The following is an 18,765-nucleotide window of genomic DNA, read 5'->3' as shown; positions in this document are numbered from 1 at the left end:
TGCAGCCCCACAGACAAGACAGCCGCCCGAAGGCGGCCGTCTTAAAGCAATTCGTCGGCGCCGCGGCGCCGGCCGTTCAATCCGTGGTCGACAGCAACCCCGGCAGGACCCGCTCCAGCGCCACCCTCACCTGCGCCACGCTCAGGTCCGGCTGCGCGATCGAACGCATCGCCAGGCCCTCGATCAGCGACTGCAGGATCAACACCCGGGTTTCGACCTCGCACTCGGGCACGCCCAGGCCGCCCTGCTCGCAACTGCGCGCGAACCACGCCGCCAGATCGGCGCGGAACACCTTGTCGGAGGCATGCGTGGCCGCGGCGATCTCGGGATCGCGCGTGGCCTCGGCGGTAAGCTCCAGAAACAGCGCCGCATTGGTGATGCTGGGATCGTTGGCCTGCCACTGCTGAAACACTTCGGCGATGCCGCCGACCAGATCGCTGCTCGCATGCAGCTTGGCCACATCGGCCCTGGCTTCTTCGAGCTGACGCTCGATGATGGCCAGGATGATGTCGTTCTTGGCCTTGAAGTAGCGATAGATCAGGCCGGCGCTCATGCCGGCCGTCTCGGCGATGTTGGCCATGCTCGCAGCATGGAAGCCATGCATCACGAAGCATTTCTGCGCGGCAACCAGTATCCGCTCGCGCTGCGCCAGCGCGCGCTCCTCGGCTTTGACGGTACGCTTGGGAGTGCTCATTGGCTGCGCTCGTTCCAGCCACCTCCAAGGACTTTGTAGAGCGTCACCCGGTTGACCTGTTCGCTCAAGCGCGTGCTCACCAGGCCCTGCTGCGCGCCGTACAGCGTGCGCTGAGCATCGAGCTGATTGAGGTAGCTGTCGCGACCGGCCTTGTAGCGCGCGGTCGAGAGCTGGTCCGCGCGCGCCGCGGCTTCCACCAGCGCCTGCTGCGCCTCGCGCTGTTGGGCCAGGGTCTGGGTCAGCGCCAGGGCGTCGGCGACGTCGCGGAAACCGGCTTGGATCGCCTTCTCGTACTGCGCCAGGGCGATCTGCTGATCGGCCTTCGCCGAATCCAGGCCCGCGCGCAGCTTGCCGCCCTGGAAGATCGGGATGTTGATCACCGGGTTGACCGACCAGGCGCGCGTGTTGGCATCGAACAGCCCCGACAGCTCGGTGCTGGCGCTGCCGAACAAGCCGGTCAGGCTGATCGACGGGAAGAACGCCGCGCGCGCGGCGCCGATGTTGGCGTTGGCCGCGCGCAGCGTGTGCTCGGCCTGCAGCACGTCGGGACGGCGCAACAGCACCTCCGACGGCAGACCGGACGGCAGGGCCGCGATGCCGCTCACCTCATCGCTCAAGCGCTGCGGCAGCAACGACGGATCGACCGGCTCGCCGACCAGGAGATTCAGCGCGTTGATGTCCTGGGCCACCTGCCCCGCATAGCGCGCCGCGTCCGCGCGCGCCTGCTCGACCTGGGTGCGCGCCTGGCTGACTTCCAGGCCCGACACCGCGCCCAGCTCGCGCCGCTTCACGGTCAGGTCGTAGGCCGACTGCTGGTTCTTCAAGGTCGCCTCGGACACCGACTGCAGCTCGCGGTCGGCGGCCAGGGTCAGGTAGGCGTTGGCGACCTCGGCGATCAGGCTCAGCTGCGCGCCGCGGCGCGCCTCCTCCTCGGCGAAGTAGCGCTGCAACGCCGACTGGCTCAGGTTGCGCACGCGACCGAACAGATCCAGTTCGAAGTTGGTGATGCCCACCCCGGCGGTGTACTGATCGCTGACCGCCTGATTGTCGCCACCGGTGCGCTGTAGCTGCGCACTGACGCCGACCGCCGGGACGCGGTCGGCGCGCTGGATGCGGTACTGCGCGCGCGCCTTCTCCACGTTCAGCACGGCCACGCGCAGATCGCGGTTGTTCTCCAGCGCGCGACCGATCAGGGTCTGCAGGTTCTGGTCGACGAAGAAATCGCGCCAGCCTATGTCGGCCACCGCGGCGGTGGAGACCGCCTCGGTGGCCTCGCCCGCCGGCGCGGCGCCGGCGAAAGCCTGGGTGGTCGGCGGCAACGGCCACTCGCCCGGGATCGCCGCGTCGGCGACCGGCAGTTTCGGCGCCAGGCTCACGCAGCCGGCGGTCGCCAGCGTAATCGCCAGCGCCAGCGCATGGATCGACAGCTTATTCATGGCTCTGCACTCCTTCCGTAGCCTGCGCAGCGGGCGCGTGCTTCTTCCTCACGAACAATTTCTCGACCACCACGAAGAACAGCGGGACGAAGAAGATGCCCAGGAAGGTGCCCACCACCATGCCGCCGAGCACGCCGGTACCGATCGCGCGCTGCGCGCCGGAACCCGCGCCGGTGGCCAGGGCCAGCGGCAACACGCCCAGGCCGAAGGCCAGCGAGGTCATGATGATCGGGCGCAGACGGTCGCGCACCGCGGCCAGGGTGGCGCCGATCAGATCCATGCCGTTCTTCAGATTCTCCTTGGCGAACTCGACGATCAGGATCGCGTTCTTGCTCGACAAGCCCACGGTAGTGAGCATCGCCACCTGGAAGTAGACGTCGCGCTCCATGCCGCGCAGCCACGTGGCCAGCACCGTACCCAGGATGCCCATCGGCGCGATCAGCAGCACCGAGGTCGGAATCGCCCAACTCTCGTACATCGCCGCCAGGCACAGGAACACGATCAGCAGCGACAGCGTGTACAGCAGCGGCGTCTGCGCGCCGGCCTGACGCTCCTGGAACGACAGCCCCGTCCATTCCAGGCCAATGCCCGCCGGCAGCTGAGCCACCAGCTTCTCGACCTCGGCCATGGCCTGGCCCGAGCTCACGCCCGGCTTGGCTTCGCCGTTGATTTCCAGCGCCGATACGCCGTTGTAACGCTCCAGTCGCGGCGAACCGTATTCCCAGCGCGTGGTCGCGAACGCCGAGAACGGCACCATCTCGCCCTTGTCGTTGCGCACGTACCAGCGGTTGAAGTCGCTGGGCACCATGCGGAACGGCGCGTCGGCCTGGATGTAGACGCGCTTGACCCGGCCGCGGTCGACGAAATCGTCGATGTACTGACCGCCCCAGGCCGCCTGCAGGGTGGAGTTGATGTCGGCGATGTTCAGACCCAGCGCCGAAGCCTTCTGGTTGTCGACGTCGACGCGGAACTGCGGCGTGTCTTCCATGCCATTGGGTCGCACGTTCTGCATCGCCTCGTTTTGTGCGGCCATGCCGAGGAACTGGTTGCGCGCGGCGACCAGGGCGTCGTGGCCCAAACCGGCGTTGTCCTTCAGGTAAAACACGAAGCCGTTGGAGTTGCCCAGTTCGAACACCGCCGGCGGCGCCAGCGCGAACACGAACGCGTCCTTGATCTGCATGAAGCTGCCCATCGCACGCCCGACCACGCCGTTGACGCTGTTGTCCGGCATCGGGGTCTTGCCGAAGCTGGTCAGCCAGCGCCAGCGGTCGCCCCAGGTGGCCGCACGTTCTTCCCACGGCTTGAGCTGCGAGAACGCCATGCCGGCGTTCTGGCCGTTACCGGCGAAGCTGAAGCCTTGCACGGTGAACAGCGAATCCACGGCCTTGTCGGACAGGAACTGCTCCTCGACCTTCTTGAGCACCTCGCCGGTGCGCTCCTGAGTCGCGCCGACCGGCGCCTGCACGATGGTGAACAGGAAGCCCTGATCCTCCTGCGGCAGGAACGAGGACGGCAGGCGAAAGAACATCACACCCATCAGCACCGCCATCGCGACGAACACCATCATGAAGCGGCCCGAACGGGTGACGATGCCGCGCACCACGCCCTGGTACTTGCTGTTGCCGGCGTCGAACTTCTTGTTGAACCAGCCGAAGAAGCCCTTGTCGGACGCGTGCTGGCCCTTCGCGATGGGCTTGAGCATGGTCGCGCACAGCGCCGGGGTCAGCACGATCGCGACCAGCACCGATAGCGCCATCGCCGAAACGATGGTCACCGAGAACTGACGATAGATGACGCCGGTGGCGCCGCCCAGGAACGCCATGGGCACGAACACCGCCGACAGCACCAGGCCGATGCCGATCAGGGCGCCGGTGATCTGGTCCATCGATTTGCGCGTGGCCTCGACCGGCGACAGCCCTTCCTCGCTCATCACGCGCTCGACGTTCTCGACCACGACGATGGCGTCGTCCACCAGCAAACCGATCGCCAGCACCACCGCGAACATGGTCAGCATATTGACCGAGTAGCCGAACAGCGCCAGCAGGCCGAAGGTGCCCAACAGCACCACCGGCACCGCGATCGTCGGGATCAGGGTGGCGCGGAAGTTCTGCAGGAACAGGTACATCACCAGGAACACCAGCACGATCGCTTCGAGCAGGGTCTTGATCACTTCCTCGATCGCCACGCGCACGAACGGCGTGGTGTCGAACGGCGTCACCGCCTTCAAGCCCTTGGGGAACGAGGGCTTGAGCTGCTCCAGTTCGGCCTGCACCGCCTGCGCGGTGGCCAGCGCGTTGGCGCCGGTCGCCAGCGAGATCGCGATGCCGGTGGCCGGCTTGCCGTTGAAGCGGGCGATGGTGCTGTAGTCCTCCTGGCCCAGTTCGACGCGCGCGACGTCGCGCAGCTTCAGCACCGCGCCGCTGCTATTGGAACGCACCACGATGTTCTGGAACTGTTCGGCGGTCTGCAGACGGTCCTGCGCGGTGATGGTGGCGTTGAGCTGCTGGCCCTTCACCGACGGCGTGCCGCCGAGCTGGCCGACCGCGACCTGCGCGTTCTGCGCCCGCAGGGCGGTGATGACGTCGGTCGGGGTCAGCTTGTAGGTGTTGAGCTTGTCCGGATCCAGCCAGATGCGCATCGCGTACTTGGTGCCGAACAGCTGGGTGCTGCCGACGCCGTCGACGCGCGCCAGCGGATCGACCAGATTGGCGGCCACATAGTCGGCGATGTCGGCGCCGTTCATGCTGCCGTCCTCGGACACGAAGCCGATGACCTGCAGGAACGACGAGTTCGCCTTGGACACGCTGACGCCCTGCTGCTGCACGATCTGCGGCAGCAAGGGCGTGGCCAGCTGCAGCTTGTTCTGCACCTGCACCTGGGCGATGTCGGGGTCGACGCCGCTTTCGAAGGTCAGGGTCACGCCGGACTGACCGTCGGACGAACTGGTCGCCGACATGTACATCAGGCCGTCGATGCCCTTCATGTTCTGCTCGATGATCTGGGTCACCGAGTTTTCGACGGCTTTAGCGGAAGCGCCGGGGTAGGACGCGTTCACCGATACGGTCGGCGGCGCGATGGTCGGGTACTGCGAGATCGGCAGCTGGGTGATCGCGATCGCGCCACCCAACATGATGATGATCGCCAGGACCCAGGCAAAGATCGGGCGATCGATAAAGAACCGTGCCATGAATTTCTCCGATTACTGCTTCGGCGCGGCGGCGGGGGCCGCGGCCGGCTTGGCCGGGGCGGCGCCCTTCTCGGTCGCGTCGACCGGCATGCCGGGACCGATCTTCTGCAGGCCCTCGACGATCACCTTGTCGCCGGCCTTCAGGCCGCCTTCGACCAGCCACTTGTCGCCGATGGCCTGACTGACCTGGACTTCGCGCGGCTCGACCTGGCCCTTGGCGTTGACGACCATCGCAGTCGCATTGCCCTTCGGGTCGCGGTTGATGCCCTGCTGCGGAACCAGCAGCGCGTTCTGGCGCACGCCGGTGCCGATCAGCGCGCGCACGTACATGCCGGGCATCAGCAGGTTGTCGGGGTTGGGCACCACCACGCGCAGCAGGAAGCTGCCGGTGCCTTCGTCCACGGTGACTTCCGAGAACGCGAGCTTGCCTTGCAGCGGGTACTGGCTGCCGTCCTCCAACAGGATCGTCACCGGCGTGTTGGCCTCGGTGAGCGTGCCGGCGGCGATCTGCTTGCGCAGCGCCAGCAATTCGGCGCTGGACTGGCTGATGTCGACGTGCACCGGATCGAGTTGCTGCACCACCGCCAGGGCATCGGCCTGATTGGCCGTGACCAGAGCACCCTGGGTCACCGCCGACTTGCCGATGCGGCCGCTGATCGGCGAGGTGATGCGCGCGCGTGCCAGCACGACGCCGGCGCTTTGCACCGCCGCGCGGCCCGAGGCCACATCGGCCTGGCTCTGCTTGAGCGTGGCGACCGCGGTTTCGTCGTCCTGCTTGCTGACCGCGTCGATCTTGACCAGGTCGCTGGAGCGCTGCGCGTTCAAACGCGCCGAGTTCAAGGCCGCCTCGCCGCGCGCGAGCGTGGCCTTGGCGGTTTCCAGATCGGCGGCGTAGGTCTTGTCGTCCAGCTGATACAGCGGCTGGCCGGCGCGCACCAATCCGCCTTCGACGAAGAGGCGCTGTTCGACGATGCCGCTGACCTGCGGCCGCACCTCGGCAACCAGCGAGGCGCTGGTGCGGCCCGGCAGTTCGCGGGTCAGGGTGACGGTCTCGGGCTTCAGGGTCACCACGGTGACCTGGCCCTTCTGGCCGCCGGGACCGCCCTGCGGCTCGCCGCCCTTGCCGCAGGCGGCCAGGGACAGCGCCAGCACGGCCACGGTGAGTACTGCGGGGACGCGGGAAATAGCGTTATGGGTCATGGACTTGCGCGACGGCATGGGGGAGCCTCAGGTCGTTATTGCGGTCGGACAGACCGCGGTCACATCGTAGAATGAACGATCATTCTCTTTTCTTTGGCGGGCGGGGTCAAGCGCCCTCGCCCGGCTTCGCGCCGATTTGAGTGCCTTTTGGCCGGCAATTCCTGTGCCCTTATGCAGGGCTGAGGCGAACAGCCAACAATCGCAAAGCCGTCGGCAGCCGGGCCGAAGTCTGTCTCTGGCGGCTTTTCCGTGGGGCATTCGCAACGTCAGCGCTCGCCTGCCCAGTCGCGCCCATGCCTTTCGGCCTATTTTTATCGTTAAACGATATGCTCATTATCGCTTCACGATAACAAGGCATGGAGTACCCCCATGAACCGCACCTCCGCCCGCGCCCTGGCCATCTCCCGCCCCGTCATCCAAGGCCTGACCGTCTTGAACCTGATCTACCTGGGCTGCCTGGCCGCGCTGCTGAGCGCCAGCTTCCTGATGAACGGCTGGCCCGAACGCGCCCTGGGCTTCGACCTGGTCGCGAAGTACCCGCAGGCCTCCTACGGGCTGCGCGGCATCGTCATGGTCGGCATCGCCAGCGCGGTGATCGTGCACACCGTGCTGCGCCGGCTGCTGGCCATCGTCGATACCGTGCGCAATGGCGATCCCTTCATCCTCGCCAACGTCCGCCGCCTGGACTGGATCGCCTGGAGCGTGGTCGCGCTGGAAGTGCTGCGCCTGATCGTGGCCGCGATCGCCGCCGCCGTGTGGGAACCCGGCCGCATCGAAGCCTTCTCCTTCGCGCCCTGGCTGGCGGTGCTGCTGCTGTTCGTGCTGTCCGGCGTGTTCGCCCGCGGTGCCCGCATGCGCGCCGATCTCGAAGGAACGGTGTGACATGGCGATCGTGGTCCGCCTGGACGAGCAACTGCACGCGCGCCGCATGACCCTCACCGAGCTCGCTTCGCGCATCGACATCACCCTGGCCAACCTGTCGATCCTCAAAACCGGCAAGGCCAAAGCCATCCGCTTCTCCACGCTCGAAGCGATCTGCGCGGTGCTGGAATGCCAACCCGGCGACCTGCTCGCGTTCGATCCCAGCCTGCCCTCCGAGGACTGACGCCATGCGCAATCCGTTCGCACCCGACCCGCGCCACGAAGGCGTGCGCCCGATCCAGCTCTGGGGCCTACGCCTGTTCTTCCTGCTGATGCTGGTGTTCGTCACGCCCACCGCATGGAGCGCGTTGCTAACCCACGAAGGCCCCTGGGATCCGGTGCGCGCGGTCGCGTTCGCCGTGTGGGCCACCTACCCCGCGCTCGCCCTGTTCGGCCTGCTGCGTCCGCTGCGCTGGTTGCCGCTGATGTTCTTCACCGTCGGCTACAAGACAGTGTGGCTGGCCTTCATCGCCTACCCGCTGTGGCAGGCCGGGACCTTGTGGGGCACGCCCACCGGCGAAGTCGCGGCTTCGTTTTTGGCGCTGCCGCTGCTGGCCTTGGTGGTGCCGTGGGGCTACGCGTGGCGGACCTATTTCGCTTGGCCGAAGAACGCAGTCGAATCGCTGCGTGCCGCTAGCAGCTAACACCGCGACTGCACATCGAAGCGTCGGCGCTGCGCTCGTGCAGCGCCGATAACGCTCAGGGCTAGTCCTTCGACGGCGGATCCTCGCCCGGCAACGGCTGATGCCCTTCGCCCTCCGGCAGGTCCGCGTTCTGAACGTGCTTGCGGCGCGCATGCCCTTCACCGGAATTCGGGTTTTCGCCAGGCAGCGGCTGATGACCTTGCCCGTCCGGCGGGCCTTCGCCGCCTTGCTTGCTGGTGTCCTTGCCCATATCGATCGCCTCGTAAGCGCCGGGTGGGGTCCGGCTAATCTGCACGCTGCGTGCTGGGCGGTTAAGGCAGGGTCTAGCGCTTGCTCGCCGCTCTTCACGGTTACCGAACGTTAGCCGTCCATGCGCGCGGAGCGGCGGGCTGCAACGCCCGCGTCAAGGTACGTCGCAACGCCAGATCGAACTCGCCAGCCACAGGTTGGCGCGGGTGACGTGGTTGTAGATCTCTTCCAGCGGCGTGCCGCCTTGCGCGATGCATTGGGCATTCGCATCCGCGCGCGCATCCGCCAGGGCGATGCCCGGATCGTAGCTCTGCCCGTGGCCGCTAACGGTCACCACCGTCGCGAAGGCGGATCCGCAGATCAACAGCAGCGCCAGTGCTGTCGTTATCGAGTATTTCCTCATGCTAGTTCTCCCGTGCCCGAGTGGACGCGCGCATTCGAGCATGACGCGTGGAGGGGACCGTGAAAGGCGGGTAATCGAACCGTAAAGCCGATGGCCTCGCGCGTTGGACAGGGACGTAGCGCAACTACGCAATCGGATGTGGGAGATGGTTGAATAGCGCTCGAAAGCGAGCCATCGGCATCAGATCCTGTCTCAGGAGCGACAGAGATGTCCTTAAGCATCACCGACCTCAAGGCCTACGTCCCCGCCCAGGACTTCGAAGTGTCCAAAGGCTTCTACCAGGCCATGGGGTTCGCCCTGTCCGAGGGCTGGGGCGGCACTGCCGACTTCGAGATGAACGGGCAGCGCTTCCGGCTGCAGAACTACTACGTCAAGGACTGGGCCGAGAACTTCATGATGGTGATCGGCGTGCCGGACATCGAAGCCTGGCACCAGCGCGCCAAGGAGGTCGTGGCCAGCGGCCGCTATGCGCCGGCGCGCTACATGCCGCCCGAACCGGTGGACGACTCCAGCGTGCTGCATGTCTGGGACCCGTGCGGCGTGTTGCTGATCTTCGTGCAGTAGCGGGCATCCGCGCCGCCGGTTTGCTCCTAGAATTGCCGATCGCACCGACGCCCCAAGCGCATGAACACCCATCCCGTCTACAAGCCCGCCTCCCTCGCCGACGTCGACAACATGATCGCCGCGCACCCCTTCGCGCTGGTGATCAGTTCCACCGACGGCGCGCCGCTGGCCACGCCGGTACCGCTATTGCTGGACCGCGGCGCCGACGGCGAGCTCAGCCTCCTGGGCCATGTGCCGCGCACCCATCCGCATACCGACCTGCTGCGCCAGCAGCCGCACGCCTTGGCGGTGTTCCAGGGCGCGCACGGCTACATCTCGCCCTCGTGGCTGAGCGACCGCACCCAGGCGCCGACCTGGAACTACGAAAGCGTGCAACTGGAGATCGAAGTCGAGTTCGACGACAGCGACGAAGCTACCCAGAATGCACTGAACCGCCTGGTCGACCACATGGAGCGCGGTCGCCCGAACGCCTGGGCGGTCGCCGACATGGGCGCGCGCTACGCCAAGCTGGCTCCGTACGTGGTCGCCTTCCGCGCGCGCGTGATCGCGGCCTACGCCAAGTTCAAGCTCGGCCAGAACGAGCGGCCGGGCGATCTCGCGGAGATCCTCGCCGGCCTGGAACGGGAGCAACAGCGGCCGTTGCTGGAGGCCATGCTGAGGGCCGGCGTTTCGGTCGATTGAGCAGAGTGCGATCCGCCGCACGGCGGAACCCGCGCACCGACGTACTCGTGTGCGGGAGCGCAGCCTTGGGGGTACTTCACCCAGGTCTAGCGATCAGCCGCATCGAAATATCCACGCCGGCCAGCCCGTAGGCGCTAACGCACCGCTGCGTCGATGGACCGTGCGCGAGATGCGCTGAAGCGAACGCCGACGCCCCGGAACCCACAGGCACGCGGGCTATGATTCGGGCAGCAAGCACTAACCGACTTACCGCCAGCGAGGGCACCATGGCCCCATCCAGCCGTGCAGCAGGTTCAGTCACCGCCGCGATCGTGGCCCGCCGCGTCGCGTGGGCCGCGTTGTGGCTGCTCGCGGTAGCCGTGGTGCTGCACTTCCTGTGGGGCACCTTCCACAAGTACGCAGCGCAAGACCCTAACGCCTACGGCATGTTCTGGTCGCGGCGGGCCTGGCTATGGACGCACTTGGCCGGCGGCACGCTCACTGCGCTGCTGGGGCCGTGGCAGTTCATCACGCGCCTGCGCAATGCCTACCCGCGCGCGCACCGCTGGACCGGCCGCGTATACCTGAGCGCAATGCTGGTCGCCTGCGTCGGCGCCGCCGGCCTGATCGCCACCACGCCCGGCGGTTTCGCCCTGCAGGCCGCGTTCGCCGCGACTGCGCTGGCTTGGCTGTGCACCGCCCTGCCCGGCTATATCGCGATCCGCGCCGGCCGCACGCAGGACCACAGGCGCTGGATGCTGCGCAACTACATCGTCACCCTGGCGCCGATGGTGTTCCGCTTGTCGATCCAGGTGCCGGGCATGATGACGCTGGCGCATCCGGCGGTGCTGATCCCGACGCTGCTGTGGCTGAGCTGGGCCGCGCCGCTGCTGGTCTACGAGCTGATGTCCGCCATAGCGCGCTGGGCACGTCGCACACAGACACCTCAAGCCGAATTGGCATAAGTAAGGTTCCAGGCACTGCACGGGATCAGGCACGTGCCCGAGTAGCGGTGCCCGCGCGCCCTACTCCTCCGAGCGCCCCGTGCCCTCGCGATCCCGCTCGTAATACCGCTTGAACGGAAACGCCGGCAACCAGGACTCGCGGCGGATCGTCCAGTTCTCGTAAGTCGGCGTCAGCCGATCGGGAACATCCAGAGCGCCCAGGCTCACCTCGATCTCATCGCCCATGCGCGCGAACACCGATGAGCCGCAGCGCGGGCAGAAGTGGCGTCCGGCGTAGTCGCGCGTTTCGCCGGCCACCGTCACCGCGTCCTCGGGGAAGATCGCGGAGCCGTGAAACACGGAGCCGGAGTGCTTGCGGCAATCGAGGCAGTGGCACAGGCCGACCCGGTAGGGGCGTCCCGAGGCCACCAATCGGACGTCGCCGCACAGGCAACTGCCGGTGATTCGCTCCATGGCGCACCTCCTCTAAGCCAGATCGGCCACAGCCGACGGTAACGCCGGCGGAGTCAAGCGCGTGTCCACGCGTATCGGCCCGGGATCCGCACCCGGCGGCTTAGGTCGGCTCGATGAATCCGCTCGTCTTGTGTATCCGGACGAAGCCTTCCTTCATCACCGGCAGGTCCGCCAGGCACGCGGCGGCTTGCTCCACGTCGCGCACGAAGATGTCGACATGTGAAGTCTTAAGGTCGGTTTCGGACAGAAACTCGATGCCCGCCTCGTGCAGGCGCTGAGTCAGTAGTTGCTGGGTGCTGAGCAGGACTTGTAGCGACCGTGGCGCGGTTTCCGCCACGAACAGAGGATCGTCGCTGTAGGCGGCGAGCTGCGCCTTGGCGTCGCCGGTGAAGCGCACCACCACGCGATAGGTCGGCCGGTGCTCGATGTACAGCCCGGCGAACGTGTCCGGCCGTTCGGCCTCGATGCGCTGTCCCAGCTTGCCGATCTCGAGCTCGCGCATGGTGCGGCGCTCGGCTTCGGCGATGGACACGCCGTAGGTCTGCGCATACCAGTGCGCGGTGGGACTGTCCTCGGGCGGATTCGCCAAGACGGTCATCGAGAGCAACAGGCTGCCGGTTAGAAACACCGCTGCGAAACGCAGCGACTTGCGCGTGGCATCTTCCATGAGACGGCGCTCCTTGATCCGATGAGGGCACACGCCCGCGACTGTAGCGCGCCGCCGCGAGGCCGCGTCACCGGCTCAACGCACGACGCACCGCATCCGCGGGCGGCAGCGTCGGCTACAGGGGCGCGATTCGGGCAGCGTGCTCCGCCCAGGCTAGGCCATCCTCATGCCCGAGCCCTGCGTCTGGGTCTGATTCTGAGTCGCCGTGCGTTGCGCCAGTTCGCGCTCGGCCACCACGCGCTCGCCTTCCTCGGCGCTCTGGCGCTGCGGGACGGCGACCGCGGCGGCGGTGTGGACGGCTTCGGTGCTGCGGTTGAACGCGGGGTGGTCGTTGACGCGGCTGACTTCGACGGCGCGGGCACGCGAGCCGTCGTTGTTCAACTCCACGCGGTCGGGGTTGATATCCGCGCGCAGGCTGGCCACGGTCAGCACGCCGGCGAGGTTGGCGCTGTGTTGACCGGCGGGGATGCCGCGTTCGCGTTCGACGCCGTGCACGTGGTCCAGCACCTGCGGAAACATCGAGGCATAGGTGCTTTGCGCGCCGCCGGTGGGTTGGACCGCACCTTGGCGCTGGTCGCCGGGCGGCTGTGCTGGCGGCGCGACGGGGGCGGCACCGGGCGCTTGCTGGGCCGGCGCCTGCGGGTCGGGCGCGGCGGCGCTTTCCTGGCGGCGGCGCACGGCTTCGGCCGCTTCGGGCAGACCGCGCTCCACCGCACGGGCGTTGATCGCGTCGCGGGTGCGCTCGTCGGCGATGCCGTTGGCGGGCTCGATGTTTTCGTCGCGCTGGAACCGGCGCACGGCCGCCTGGGTGTTGGCGTCGTAGCGGCGGGTCACGTCCAGCAGACCGTCGTTGTCGCGATAGCCCAGGCCGCGCAGCTGGCCCTGCAGGTCGGCGACCGGATCGCCGCGGTCGCCAGTGTTCAACACGCGGTCGTTCAAGGGCCCGTAGAGGTCGGTGATGCTCTTGAGGCGGAAGTTGGGGTCGGCCTGCAGCACTTCGCCGCGCATGCGGTCCATCAGCGCCTGGTCGACGGTGCCGGTCTGCGGGGTGATGCCGGCGTCGCGCTGGTAGTTGCGCACGGCTTGCGCGGTGGACGGACCGAAATCGCCGTCCGGGGAAATCGCTTGACCGTTGGTGCCACGCACGTTCAGCGCCGCCAGGTACTGCTGCATTTCGAATGCGCGGGCGTTGGCGTCGCCGTTGCGCAAAACGGCGTCAGCGGCGGGCGCCGGTGCCACCGGCGCGAGGTCCACGCCATCGCGCTGCACGGAGGTCACCAGGTCGGCGACCTGGCCCTCCCAGCCGCGCGCCAGCCCGGCGATGTGGGCGGCGCGGTCGCTGCCGTTGACGATGGCGCGCGCACCGTCGTAGTCGGTGCTGTTGGCGTTGACGTATTGGTCCAGCCGGCGCTCGGTGAACAGGCCGTCGCGCATGCCGATCACCAGCACGCGCGAGGCGGTTTGCGGATCGGCGGCCAAGGCGGGGGTGTCCGCCAGCTCGCTGCCGCGCCCCAGCGCGTCGCCCAGGCGTTGGTAGTTGTCGCGATGGGTGAGGTGCGCGTAGCCGCGGCCGAAGTACTCCTCGCCGCCCTGGTAGCCCAGGCGCGCGGCCTGCTGGCGGCCGTAGTCTTCCTCAGGCTTGGTGAAGTTGAGGCTTTCGTGCTCGGCGGTCGCCAGCACATAGGCGATCTGGCGCTGGTCGGTCACGCCCTCGTTCAAGCAGGTTTGCACGATCAGGCGCACCGCCTGATCGCGGGTAATGGGGGAAGCGGCACTGCGCCCGTATCCATCGCTCATGACGTCCTATCTCCTTGTGTCTTTGAACTCCTGGGGGCCGCGCGTCGTGCGCGGCCCCGGCCCGTGTTATGGGGCGTTTTTGGTGCAAGTGTTGTATTGCTTGCGTTCCACGACCTTGGGCGTACCGGCGCGCGCGTCGATGGTTTGCTCGCCGCGCTCGCAGGCGCCGCTGCGGGACCACACGTACAGCCGTCCATCGGCGATGCGCGATACCGAGCTCCCGCGCACTAAATCCGCCAACGCACGGCTTTCCACCAGGCGCCGACTGCCGACGTCGTACAGATAATAGGTGTAGGAGGGATCGCCGTAGCTACCGTCCATGCCGGACCACACCATCAGATCCTCATGCCCGTCGGCGTTGAGGTCCGACAGCGCGAAGCTGTGCCAACCGTCGGCGAAGCCTGCGGCCAGCGGCCCGCGATAGCCGGTGCTGCCCGAGGCCGACGGCGCGGCCACTACCACCTGCACCGGCGTCAGCGTTTGCGGCCCGGCCAAGCCCGGCGCGATGATCTGCACGCTGGGCTGCTTGCACACCACCCGCCCCTGCCCACTGCACCCGCCCGAGTGCAGCGCGATAGCGGCGTCGCCCAGCTGCAGACGCAGCGCGCCTTGCGCATCGGGCACGCCCTGGGCCGTCAGCCCCTGCGCCGCGGCGGGCGCATCGTCGGCCAGCACGTCGAAGCGCGCGATGGTGCGTTGCAGCCGGCAGCGCCCGCCGTCGGCATGGGCCGGCGCCGGGCCCGTGGCCACGGCACCGCACGCGCGGTCGGTCTCACCCTGCCACGCGGCCTGTTGCGCCAGCAGCGCATCGCGCTGCGCGCCGGCCAGCGTGGCCGTGCGTTCTTGCAGCAGTTGGTCTAGCGCGCGGGCCTGATAGGCCAGCTCGTCGTCCAGGCAACGCGCGTGGGCCTGGGCGTCGTCGCGGGCGGCGGTCAGGCAATCGCGGTACTTGCGGCTGCCCTGCGGAGGCGGTGCGTCCGCCGGCGCGGGGGCGACGGCCGGAGTGGCGGGCACCGCAGGCGAAGCGGTCTCGACCGGGGCCGACACGGCTGGGTCGGCTGCAGGCTGCGACTGGGCCGGGCCTTGGCAGCCCGACAGCGCAGCCAACAGCACCGCGCTGAGCATGAAAGTACGGCTGCGCCGACGGCGCTGCGCCCGATCGTCCTTGTAACGAGCCATGCCTGCCTTTCTAAACTTGGGGGTAGAAGAGAGGGTTAGTTGGGCTTATACCGCAGTGGGCGGGGCTGGGGAAGATGGTATTCGCGCCTTAGCGAACGTCCTTACAGGCCCCGACCTTTTTCTTTAGTTCGGAAAGTGCCCCTGTTTCGCAGAGAGCCCCAGCTAGTGAAGCATTCGGCCCGGCAGACTCATCAACCGCCTCTCATTTCATCGCAGTGCGGAGGACTCCTCCTCCTTAATGCCTCGCGCAAAGACTTTATTTCCGGCAACGTGCTTCCCTTTATCTCTCTCGCCCCGCGAGATCCATACAAAACGTACGGCCCTATGTCACTCTGACCCAAATAAATAAGATAAACAGAATTTACTTTGAATACAGGCTGCTCGGAAACGCCTTTGCGCCAAAGCAACTCGAACTCATCACCGCCTTGCTCACCATCGCCCCCCTTGAAACTACCCAAGCGCGCAAATTTACCCAGATAAAGGTCACTAAATTTATCTGCGTATATCGCGTCATCTTCACTACCCAGGAAGCGAGCCACCACTATTTCATCTGCTGCGTGAGCAAGACAATCGGTTCCTATCGGAGGCCTCGCCGCCAATGTGGGGAAAGAAAATAGAAACGTTAGCAGTGCGATAACCCTCACCATAACGGCGCTCGGTCGTCTCTCACATTTGGCGCACAATCGACGCATTTCCTGGTCTCCTTCCGAGCATACTCATTCTCATCCCCTTGCTCGTCCACATAATGGGCGGCCTCATGGAAAATCGTTCCACGAATGCATCCGCACACCTCGTTCGGATCCGTCAACCACGCCGGATTCGGCGGGCTTGAGAGATAGCCCGGACGGAAGCTTTGCTTCACTCCGTTCTGGAACGCGCAGGGACCTCTTGGATTCTTATCCGACAGATTGCAACTGTACACCGCCTCATTTGCAATAAAATTTAGCACCTTCTGGACGAGCTCTAGATCACACTTCCCGTGATCACACGCGGAGCCCTTATCTCGGATCCTCTTGTAGAGGTCAGTAATCAACATATTTATGTTAGCAATGATGATGAGTCTTTGCGTGGTATCGCAGGATGATCCAAAGCTGAATAATCCACTTGGGTCAGTCTGCCTTAAGGGCGAGCTCCAACCATAAGCGAAGACCGAAATACCACCATTCAGACCGATAGGGTCAGCCTCTGCATAGCGCCCGGTCTCGGCCTCATAATCACGAAAGTAGTTGTAGTTGAGTCCGCTTGCGCTGTCGTAACGCTGCCCGGGGAACCGCAGATCGAACACGAACGCAGTGCCGTTGTTATCCGGGTCCTGATTCGGTGCGCTGTCGCCGAACGCCTCATTACCCAACTGCCAGCTCCATACCGACTTCTCTGCGAGCGGATCGATCACATTGCGCGGCGTGCCCAGATGGTCGGCTTGGACGTAATGCAGATTGTTCGTGTCGATCACACCAACCGGCAGACCGCCCAGCCAGATGACTTCGTCACCATCTACTGCTGCGCGCGCGAAGCGACGCCGGAANCTTCTCCGCCACCGGATCGATCACATTGCGCGGCGTGCCCAGATGGTCGGCTTGGACGTAATGCAGATTGTTCGTGTCGATCACACCAACCGGCAGACCGCCCAGCCAGATGACTTCCTGGATTCGGGTGCCGGTGTGGTCGTACACGCCAACCGTATGGCCCGCCTCGTCGTAGCTCGCATAGGTCTGCGCCGTTGACGTCGTGGTCGGGTAACGCCGCGTCTGCTCGCCCTTGCCGTTATAGGCGTAGTTCATCACCGCGCTGCCGCCCTGCTTCACCTGGCCCATACGATTGGCCGCGGTGTAAATGAACTCTTTGGCGGTGCCTCCAATAGCTGCCGTGTTGCCCACGGCGTCGTACGTCCGGGCCGTGGCGCCGACCTGCGACAGACGGTGATTGGTGCTCGGGTAGGTATAGGTCTGCGTAGCGCCGGCATCGGTCTTGCTAGTGCGGTTGCCGGTAGCGTCGTAGGTGTAGCCCTGCAGCAAGGCATTGGTCGTGCCGTCGCGGGCTTCGGTCAGGCGGCCGAGCTTGTCGTAGGCGTAAGCGCGCAGCGGCGGTTCGGACTGGTCGCCCTTGCGCAGCTTGATCAGGTTGCCAACCGCGTCGAANTTCGGTCAGGCGGCCGAGCTTGTCGTAGGCGTAAGCGCGCAGCGGCGGTTCGGACTGGTCGCCCTTGCGCAGCTTGATCAGGTTGCCAACCGCGTCGAACTCGTAGCCCAGGGACAGGCCGTCCGGGCCCACGTCTTCGATTACGCCCGGCTGGTAGTTCTGGTTGTGGGTGCGCTTGAGGCGGCGGCCGTCGCCGTACTCCAGCTCGGCCGCCGGGCCGAAGGGGTAGTAGGTGACGCTGGTCAGCAGGACCTGCGGGGCCTGGCCTGGCTGGGTCACCGTTACGCCGCTGGGCTGGCCCAGGGCGTTGTGGGTGTAATCCACCCGCATTCCGCTGGGATAGGTGACCGAGGAGAGCTGGTTGGCCAGGGTGTAGCCGTAGACCAGGGTGAACACCTGCCCATTGGTGGTCTGGACCTTGCGCACCACGTTGCCACGGCGGTCGTAGCAGTAGCGGGTGTTTCCGCTGCCGTCGTCCATGCGGGTCAGGCGGCCGGCGCTGAAGGTCTCACCGCTCTGGCAGACGGCCTGGGTGGTGTCGTAGGTGTAGCCGACGTTGAGCGCGGTGTCGCTGTAGGCGATGCCGACGACGCGGTTGAGTGCGTCGTAGCTGTAGGTGGCCGTCTCGTTGCGGGCGTCGGTCTGGGTGGCGCGGTTGCCGGCGCTGTCGTAGGTGTAGCCGGTGATGCCGGTGTCCGGGCTGGTCAGCTGGGTCAGGTCGCCCAGGCCGTTGTAYTGGTACTGGGTGTTCAGGCCCTTGGGGTCGGTGACCTGGGTCAGGCGGTCCAGCGCGTCGTACTGGAACTGGGTCTGGGCGTTGATCCCGGCGGTGTCCTGCAGGGTCTTCACCAGACGGCCCAGCGGGTCGTAATTGTTGTCGGTGACCGTGCNTCGGTGACCTGGGTCAGGCGGTCCAGCGCGTCGTACTGGAACTGGGTCTGGGCGTTGATCCCGGCGGTGTCCTGCAGGGTCTTCACCAGACGGCCCAGCGGGTCGTAATTGTTGTCGGTGACCGTGCTCAACGCATCGGTGACGGTGTCTAGGTTGCCAGCGGCGTCGTAGACGTAGCCAGTGGCGTGGTTGTAGGCGTCCTTGCCGGTGCTGAGCTGGCCGAGCTGATTGTAGACGCGCGACAAGGTGCGCAGCAGCACGCCGCCGCTGTCCTTGGTGTCTTCCTTGGTGCGCTGGCCAGCGTTGTCCAGGGTGTAGACGATCTGGTTGCCGGCGTTATCGGTGACCGTGGTCAGGCGGTGCGCGGCGTCGTAACCGAAGGTGGTGTAGCTGCCGTCGCGCTGGGTGATCTTGTTGACGAGGCCGGTGGGCGTGTACTCGTAGCGGGTGATCGCGTCGTCGGTTTCGCTGCCGGCGTTGGGGCCGCGGACCTTTTGCGCGGTCATCCAACCGCGCGGGTGGTACTCCAGGTCGGTGACAACGCCGTTGGGGTCTTTGACCGACAGCGGACGACCGGCGCCGTCGTAAGCCAGGGTTTCCGTGACTTGGCCCAGCGCGTTGGTGACCTTCCACAGGTCGCCTTTGCGATGCGGRCAGGTGGCTGGAGTACTGGCATGACCGACGTTGCCGGGCACCGGCGAATAGGTCAGTTGGAC

17 protein-coding genes and 4 pseudogenes are annotated in these 18,765 nt (G+C 66.3%); 6 read left to right on the top strand and 15 right to left on the bottom strand.

The window, feature by feature from the left end; translation table 11 throughout:
* Positions 1–76: 76 nt before the first annotated feature.
* The 4 genes from ASE43_RS00095 to ASE43_RS00080 are packed head-to-tail and all read right to left on the bottom strand — an operon-like array spanning position 77 to position 6,517.
* Positions 77–694 (bottom strand): TetR/AcrR family transcriptional regulator, encoded by a 618-nt coding sequence (locus ASE43_RS00095; RefSeq protein WP_056174008.1) that lies wholly within the window; start codon positions 692–694, stop codon positions 77–79.
* On the bottom strand, positions 691–2,130 hold the full coding sequence (locus ASE43_RS00090) for an efflux transporter outer membrane subunit (RefSeq protein ID WP_057159056.1): 1,440 nt from the start codon (positions 2,128–2,130) through the stop codon (positions 691–693). The genes ASE43_RS00095 and ASE43_RS00090 overlap by 4 nt, the downstream gene beginning before the upstream one ends.
* A complete protein-coding gene (locus ASE43_RS00085) occupies positions 2,123–5,317 on the bottom strand; it encodes an efflux RND transporter permease subunit (protein WP_056174002.1) in 3,195 nt (1,064 codons plus the stop codon). Before ASE43_RS00085 ends, ASE43_RS00090 begins: the two co-directional genes overlap by 8 nt.
* 12 nt (positions 5,318–5,329) lie before the next feature.
* The gene (locus ASE43_RS00080) at positions 5,330–6,517 is read right to left on the bottom strand and encodes an efflux RND transporter periplasmic adaptor subunit (protein ID WP_057159784.1); all 1,188 of its coding nucleotides are present in this window, start codon (positions 6,515–6,517) and stop codon (positions 5,330–5,332) included.
* A gap of 369 nt (positions 6,518–6,886) precedes the next feature.
* Between ASE43_RS00080 and ASE43_RS00075 the strand changes: the two genes are divergently transcribed.
* The 3 genes from ASE43_RS00075 to ASE43_RS00065 are packed head-to-tail and all read left to right on the top strand — an operon-like array spanning position 6,887 to position 8,082.
* Positions 6,887–7,399: a DUF2975 domain-containing protein gene (locus tag ASE43_RS00075; protein ID WP_057159054.1), complete on the top strand. Its 513-nt coding sequence runs from the start codon at positions 6,887–6,889 to the stop codon at positions 7,397–7,399.
* Between the two features lies 1 nt (position 7,400).
* Positions 7,401–7,622, top strand: a complete 222-nt coding sequence (locus ASE43_RS00070) for a helix-turn-helix transcriptional regulator (RefSeq protein WP_056173998.1) — start codon at positions 7,401–7,403, stop codon at positions 7,620–7,622.
* A 4-nt stretch (positions 7,623–7,626) separates the two neighbouring features.
* Entirely contained in the window at positions 7,627–8,082 is a 456-nt protein-coding gene (locus ASE43_RS00065; RefSeq protein WP_057159053.1) for a hypothetical protein, read from the top strand.
* Between the two features lie 61 nt (positions 8,083–8,143).
* Here ASE43_RS00065 and ASE43_RS00060 read toward each other — a convergent pair whose 3' ends face one another.
* Complete coding sequence (locus ASE43_RS00060) at positions 8,144–8,332, bottom strand: hypothetical protein (RefSeq protein WP_056173991.1); 189 nt, start codon at positions 8,330–8,332, stop codon at positions 8,144–8,146.
* Positions 8,333–8,485: 153 nt separating this feature from the next.
* Positions 8,486–8,734 (bottom strand): hypothetical protein, encoded by a 249-nt coding sequence (locus ASE43_RS00055; RefSeq protein ID WP_157499590.1) that lies wholly within the window; start codon positions 8,732–8,734, stop codon positions 8,486–8,488.
* 207 nt (positions 8,735–8,941) lie between these two features.
* Between ASE43_RS00055 and ASE43_RS00050 the strand changes: the two genes are divergently transcribed.
* The 3 genes from ASE43_RS00050 to ASE43_RS00040 all read left to right on the top strand — a co-directional run bounded on the left by ASE43_RS00050 (position 8,942) and on the right by ASE43_RS00040 (position 10,923).
* Entirely contained in the window at positions 8,942–9,298 is a 357-nt protein-coding gene (locus ASE43_RS00050; protein ID WP_056173983.1) for a hypothetical protein, read from the top strand.
* 60 nt (positions 9,299–9,358) lie between these two features.
* Entirely contained in the window at positions 9,359–9,979 is a 621-nt protein-coding gene (locus ASE43_RS00045) for an FMN-binding negative transcriptional regulator (RefSeq protein WP_057159050.1), read from the top strand.
* 266 nt (positions 9,980–10,245) lie between these two features.
* On the top strand, positions 10,246–10,923 hold the full coding sequence (locus ASE43_RS00040; RefSeq protein ID WP_162258732.1) for a DUF2306 domain-containing protein: 678 nt from the start codon (positions 10,246–10,248) through the stop codon (positions 10,921–10,923).
* Between the two features lie 60 nt (positions 10,924–10,983).
* Here the strand turns inward: ASE43_RS00040 and ASE43_RS00035 are convergent, their stop codons facing one another.
* From ASE43_RS00035 to ASE43_RS22420, 9 genes and pseudogenes are all read right to left on the bottom strand, one after another.
* Entirely contained in the window at positions 10,984–11,376 is a 393-nt protein-coding gene (locus ASE43_RS00035) for a GFA family protein (protein WP_057159047.1), read from the bottom strand.
* 100 nt (positions 11,377–11,476) lie between these two features.
* On the bottom strand, positions 11,477–12,043 hold the full coding sequence (locus ASE43_RS00030) for a hypothetical protein (RefSeq protein ID WP_057159045.1): 567 nt from the start codon (positions 12,041–12,043) through the stop codon (positions 11,477–11,479).
* Positions 12,044–12,196: 153 nt separating this feature from the next.
* Entirely contained in the window at positions 12,197–13,840 is a 1,644-nt protein-coding gene (locus ASE43_RS00025; protein WP_082607011.1) for a peptidoglycan-binding protein, read from the bottom strand.
* Positions 13,841–13,906: 66 nt separating this feature from the next.
* Positions 13,907–15,019 carry a lysozyme inhibitor LprI family protein gene (locus ASE43_RS00020; protein WP_157499589.1) on the bottom strand — a complete coding sequence of 371 codons (1,113 nt, stop codon included), beginning with the start codon at positions 15,017–15,019 and terminating at the stop codon, positions 13,907–13,909.
* Positions 15,020–15,210: 191 nt separating this feature from the next.
* On the bottom strand, positions 15,211–15,558 hold the full coding sequence (locus ASE43_RS22055; protein ID WP_162258731.1) for a hypothetical protein: 348 nt from the start codon (positions 15,556–15,558) through the stop codon (positions 15,211–15,213).
* Positions 15,559–16,118: 560 nt separating this feature from the next.
* Positions 16,119–16,544, bottom strand: a pseudogene (locus ASE43_RS22430) (RHS repeat-associated core domain-containing protein); the annotation flags it as partial.
* 1 nt (position 16,545) lies between these two features.
* A pseudogene (locus ASE43_RS22050) lies at positions 16,546–17,034 on the bottom strand (hypothetical protein); the annotation flags it as partial.
* 124 nt (positions 17,035–17,158) lie between these two features.
* Positions 17,159–18,007 (bottom strand): annotated as a pseudogene (locus ASE43_RS22425) (hypothetical protein); the annotation flags it as partial.
* Positions 18,008–18,049: 42 nt separating this feature from the next.
* Positions 18,050–18,759: pseudogene (locus ASE43_RS22420) on the bottom strand (hypothetical protein); the annotation flags it as partial.
* Between the last annotated feature and the right edge of the window lie 6 nt (positions 18,760–18,765).

The organism is Lysobacter sp. Root983 (assembly GCF_001429345.1).
Lineage (GTDB): Bacteria > Pseudomonadota > Gammaproteobacteria > Xanthomonadales > Xanthomonadaceae > Lysobacter.
Note: the sequence above shows the minus strand (reverse complement) of the source record. Positions and strands in the feature narration are given on the sequence as shown.